The sequence below is a fragment of the Thermoflexus sp. genome (genome assembly GCF_042408365.1).
In the GTDB taxonomy this organism is placed as follows: domain Bacteria; phylum Chloroflexota; class Anaerolineae; order Thermoflexales; family Thermoflexaceae; genus Thermoflexus.
Map to the genome: position 1 here is coordinate 1 of NZ_JBHOQJ010000046.1, position 5,247 is coordinate 5,247.

The 5,247-nt window shown below is 67.4% G+C and carries 4 protein-coding genes and 1 pseudogene; all 5 read left to right on the forward strand.

All coding sequences use genetic code 11. The features are described from left to right. Positions 1 to 254: pseudogene (gene leuD, locus ACFMO5_RS02120) on the forward strand (3-isopropylmalate dehydratase small subunit); the annotation flags it as partial. Between the two features lie 104 nt (positions 255 to 358). Further along, the gene (locus tag ACFMO5_RS02125) at positions 359 to 583 is read left to right on the forward strand and encodes a hypothetical protein (protein WP_376791125.1); all 225 of its coding nucleotides are present in this window, start codon (positions 359 to 361) and stop codon (positions 581 to 583) included. Beyond that, entirely contained in the window at positions 510 to 2,063 is a 1,554-nt protein-coding gene (gene cimA, locus ACFMO5_RS02130) for a citramalate synthase (RefSeq protein ID WP_376791126.1), read from the forward strand. The genes ACFMO5_RS02125 and cimA overlap by 74 nt, the downstream gene beginning before the upstream one ends. A 226-nt stretch (positions 2,064 to 2,289) precedes the next feature. Continuing rightward, positions 2,290 to 3,366, forward strand: a complete 1,077-nt coding sequence (gene leuB / locus ACFMO5_RS02135; RefSeq protein ID WP_376791127.1) for a 3-isopropylmalate dehydrogenase — start codon at positions 2,290 to 2,292, stop codon at positions 3,364 to 3,366. A gap of 147 nt (positions 3,367 to 3,513) precedes the next feature. Next, a complete protein-coding gene (gene ilvD, locus ACFMO5_RS02140) occupies positions 3,514 to 5,199 on the forward strand; it encodes a dihydroxy-acid dehydratase (protein WP_376791128.1) in 1,686 nt (561 codons plus the stop codon). Positions 5,200 to 5,247 lie beyond the last annotated feature (48 nt).

The window sequence follows — 5,247 nt, forward strand, 5'->3', positions numbered from 1 at the left end:
TCGCCCGCATCTTCTTCCGGAACGCCATCAACATCGGCCTCCCGGTGCTGGAGTGCCCTGAGGCCGTGGAGGCCGTCCAGCCCGGCGACGAACTGGAGGTCCGCCTGGACACCGGGGAGATCCGCCACCTGCGGACCGGCCGGATCTTCCGGGCGAAGCCCTATCCGCCTTTTATGCTCGAGCTGATCCGCGCGGGCGGGTTGATCCCCTACACCCGCACCCGTTTGCAGGCGGGACGCGTCCAGGCTCGATGATTCCCATCGGGACCGCCCGACTCGCTTCCCTCAGGGATGGGGCCACCCGTCCCTACGCATTGGATTTCAATCACTTCGAATCTCCGTTCCAGGGAGGAAGTTATATGCGTCGCCGAGAAAGGAGGTGGACCCGGGTCGCCCCGCGCTGGGACCGCTGGATCGGGGTCCTGAGCGGGGTCGCCCGCGCCATCGCCGCCGCGTTCGGCCGGACGATGCATCCTGCTTTCCATCCCATACCGGTCGAGGAGGTGCGCGATGGAATCCGTTCGACTTTACGACACCACCCTGCGCGATGGCAGCCAGCGGGAAGGGATCTCGTTCACCGTTGAGGACAAACTCCGGATCACCGAGAAGCTCGACGAGCTGGGGGTTCATTACATTGAAGGCGGCTGGCCCGGCTCCAACCCAAAGGACGCGGAGTATTTCCGCCGGGCCCGCCGTTTGTCCCTCCGCCACGCCCGCCTCGCCGCCTTCGGCATGACCCGGCGCCCGGGCCGCCGGGCCGAGGAGGACGAGAACCTGCGGGCTTTGCTGGAGGCGGAGACCCCTGTGGTCACGGTGGTCGGCAAATCCTGGGACCTCCACGTCCATCGGGTGTTGGAGACCACGCTGGATGAGAACCTGGCGATGATCCGCGAGAGCGTGGCGCTCCTGAAGGCCCACGGGCGGGAGGTGGTGTACGACGCCGAACATTTCTTTGACGGCTGGAAGCGAAACCCGGACTATGCCCTTGCCACCTTGCGGGCCGCTCAGGAAGGAGGGGCAGATTGGATCGTGCTCTGCGACACCAACGGCGGGTCTATGCCCTGGGAGATCGAGGAGGGGGTGGAGGCAGCCCGGCGCGCCGTCTCGGTCCCTCTGGGCATTCACACCCATAACGACTGCGAGCTGGCGGTGGCCAACTCCCTGGCTGCCGTTCGACGGGGCGTCCGCCAGGTTCAGGGCACGATCAACGGCTACGGGGAACGGGTGGGCAACGCCAACTTGATCTCCATCATCGCCAACCTTAAGCTCAAGATGGGGATCGATTGCGTGACCGATGAGCAGCTGGCCCGCCTAACGGAGATCTCCCGCTTTGTGGCCGAGGTAGCCAACCTCCCTCACGATTCCCACCAGCCCTATGTGGGGGCCAGCGCCTTCGCCCACAAGGGCGGCATCCATGTAGCTGCCATCCTGAAAACGGAGGAAAGCTACCAACACATCGATCCGGCCCGCGTGGGCAACGTCAAGCGGGTCCTGGTCTCTGAGCTATCCGGGCGGGGGAACATCGTCGCCAAAGCGCTGGAGTTCGGGGTCCATCTGGACCCGGACGACCCTGCCGTGCAGGCGGTGGTGCGCCGGATCAAGGCCCTGGAGAACGAGGGCTTTTACTTCGAGGACGCGGAGGCCTCCGTGCTCCTGATGCTGCGACGCGCCCGGCCGGATTACACCCCGCCCTTCCAGGTTCTGGACTACGTCGTGATGGTGGAGCGTCGGGCGGGCCGGGAGCCGGTCGCGGAGGCGGCCGTCAAGGTCCGGGTCGACGGGGAGGTGGTGCACACCGCGGCGGAGGGGAACGGGCCCGTCAACGCCCTCGACCTGGCCTTGCGCAAGGCGCTCCTCCCCCGCTATCCGATCCTCGCTCGGGTCCATCTGATCAACTACCGGGTTCACATCCCGAACGGGGACGCCGGCACGGCGGCCCGCGTGCGGGTGTGGATCGAGAGCACCGATGGCCAGCGGGTGTGGCGGACGGTGGGCGCTTCCACGAATATTCTGGAGGCGAGCCGATTGGCCCTCGAGGACAGCTTGGAGTTTGGGATCGGGTAACCCCCCGCCTAAGGGACTGCTCGGAGGAAGAGGAAGGAGGGAGACCCTTTGTGGGTAGGGATCCGCCGCAGGCGGACCCCCACCCACGAAACGGCATGCGGTAATGGCTCATCCACGTTAAGTCAGACAAGGCGTTGCTTTCCCTGTGGAATCCTGAAGCTGAGAGGGCGCGACGGCGCCGGGGAGGCCGCCGCGCTCTTTCGGATCCTTTCCATCGGAGTCTGCAATGGGGCGTTTTGTGATCACCGTGTTGCCGGGGGACGGGATCGGGCCGGAAGTGACCGCAGAGGCCGTGCGGGTCCTGGAGGCGATCGGCCGCCGGTTCGGGCATGTTTTCGAGTTCCACGAAAGGCTGATCGGCGGAGCGGCCATCGACGCCACCGGCTCGCCCCTCCCGGAGGAGACGCTGGCTCAGTGCCGTCGTTCCGATGCGATCCTCCTGGGGGCGGTTGGGGGGCCGAAGTGGGACGACCCCGCCGCCCCGGTGCGCCCAGAACAAGGGCTGCTCGGCCTGCGCAAGGCCTTCGATCTCTTCGCGAACCTCCGCCCCGTCCGCATGTTCCCCGCCCTGGTCCACGCGACCCCGCTCAAGGAGGGGGTCGTGCGCGGGGTGGACCTTCTGTTCGTGCGGGAGCTGACGGGGGGCCTCTACTTCGGCCCCCGACAGGAGGCGGGGCCGGACGGGGAGGAGGCCTATGACACCATGCGTTACACCCGGCCGGAGATCGAGCGGGTGGTGCGGTTAGCCGCCCGTCTCGCCCAGGGCCGCCGGAGGAAGTTGACCTCCGTGGACAAGGCCAATGTGCTGGCGGCCTCCCGCCTCTGGCGCCGGGTGACGGAGGACGTGGTCCGCCGGGAGTTCCCGGACGTGGCCCTGGAGCACGTGCTGGTGGACGCCTTCGCCATGCACCTCATCCGGCGGCCGGCGGTCTTCGATGTGGTGGTGACGGAGAACATGTTCGGGGATATCCTGACGGATGAGGCGGCGGTGCTGGCGGGGTCGATGGGGATGCTCCCGTCGGCCTCGTTGGGGGAGGAGCCCCCGGGGCTCTTCGAGCCGGTGCACGGTTCCGCTCCCGATATCGCGGGCCGGAACATCGCCAACCCCATCGGGGCGATCCTGAGCGCAGCCATGATGCTACGCCACGCCTTCGGCCTCGAGGCCGAGGCCCAGGCGGTCGAACGGGCCGTGGAGGCCGCCCTCGAAGCCGGCTACCGCCCCCGGGACATCGCCGACGGCGAGACGGTCATCGTGAGCACCCGGGAGATGGGCGAGGCCATCATCCGTTACGTTCGTTCGTAGGAGCCGGCTTGATGGCATGGGGATGTCGGGGCACCCACAAGGGGCGCCCCTACAAAAGGGCGGGGAGGCTGTCGAAGGGCAGTCGGGCACTGATCCCAGGGTATGATCTCATCTTCCTCAACCTTGATCCTTTTCGGAGGAGCGGTCATGGTCCTTTCATCGGATGGGGGCAAACACCGGAGTGCGCGGGTGACGGAGGGCCTGGAGCGAGCCCCACATCGCGCGATGTTCCGAGCTGTTGGATTTCGGGATGAAGACTTGCGTCGGCCCTTCGTCGGCGTCGCCAACACTTGGTTCGAAGCCCAGCCCTGTAACCACCACCTCAACCGCCTCGCGGCGCTGGTCAAGCAGGGGATCCGAGACGCCGGCGGGACGCCCATTGAGTTCAACGCCGTCCCGGCCAACGACGCCATTGGGATGGGCCACGAAGGCATGAAGGCCTCCCTGGTCAGCCGGGAGCTGATCGCCGACTCCATCGAGCTCGCCGCCGTGGCCTATCAGCTGGACGCCCTGGTGACGATCGGGGGCTGCGATAAAACGCAGCCGGCGTGTGTGATGGCCATGGCCCGTCTGAACTTGCCCTCGATTTATCTTTACGGCGGCAGCGTCCCTCCGGGGAGCTGGCGCGGGCGGGCGGTGACGATCCAGGATGTCTTCGAGGCGGTGGGGGCGGTGGCCCGCGGGCGAATGACGGTTGAGGAGTTACAGGAGCTGGAGGAGGCCGCGGTGCCCACCTACGGCGCCTGCGGCGGGATGTTCACGGCCAACACCATGGCCTCGGCGTTCGAGGCCATGGGGCTGACCCTTCCCAACGGGGCCGCGCCGGTCGCCCCCAGCCGGGCGCGGGAGGAGCTGGCTTACGAGACCGGTCGGGCCATCGTCCGCATCCTGGAGGCCGGGATCCGGCCCCGGGATGTCATGACCCGAGAGGCCTTTGAAAACGCCATCGCCGTGGCCGCCGCGATGGGCGGGTCCACCAACCTGATCCTCCACTTGCTGGCCATCGCCCGCGAGGCGGGGGTGCCGCTCGCCCTGGATGACTTCGAGCGGATCAGCGAGCGCACGCCCCACCTGGCGGACCTGAAGCCTGCGGGCCGGTATGTGATGGCCGATGTGGACCGCATCGGCGGGGTGCCGGTTGTCATGAAGGCTTTGCTGGACGCGGGGCTGCTCCATGGGGAGTGCCGCACGATCACCGGCGAGACCATTGCGGAGCGCTTAGCGGGGGTGACTTTCCCCGAAAATCAGGATGTCGTCCGCCCGGTGAGCCGCCCGCTTCACCCCACCGGCGGCTATGTCATCCTGCGCGGAAATCTGGCTCCCGAAGGAGGCGTCCTCAAGATCACGGGAACCACCAAGCGCTATCACCGGGGACCGGCCCGCGTGTTCGACCGGGAAGAAGATGCCTTCCAGGCCATCAACGGCGGCCAAATCCGGCCGGGCGATGTGGTCGTGGTGCGGTATGAGGGTCCGAAGGGCGGGCCGGGGATGCGGGAGATGCTGGTGGTCACCGCCGCCCTGGTCGGGCAAGGCTTGAAGGACGAGGTCGCCCTCTTGACCGATGGCCGGTTCTCGGGGGCCACCCACGGCCTGATGATCGGCCACATCTCCCCGGAAGCCGCGGTGGGCGGCCCGCTGGCCTTGCTCCAAGATGGGGATATCATTGTGATCGATGTGGATCGCCGGGTGGTGAACGTGGAGCTCTCCGAGGAGGAGTTGGCCCGCCGTCGGGCCGCTTGGACCCCACCGCCGTCGAAGTATACGCGGGGGCTCTTCGCGAAATACGCCCGCTTGGTCTCCTCCGCTGCCCAGGGGGCGGTGTGTGAAGCATAAGTAGAAGTGAGGGGCTTTCGGGGCGGAGCCGCGCGTCGAAGACGCGCG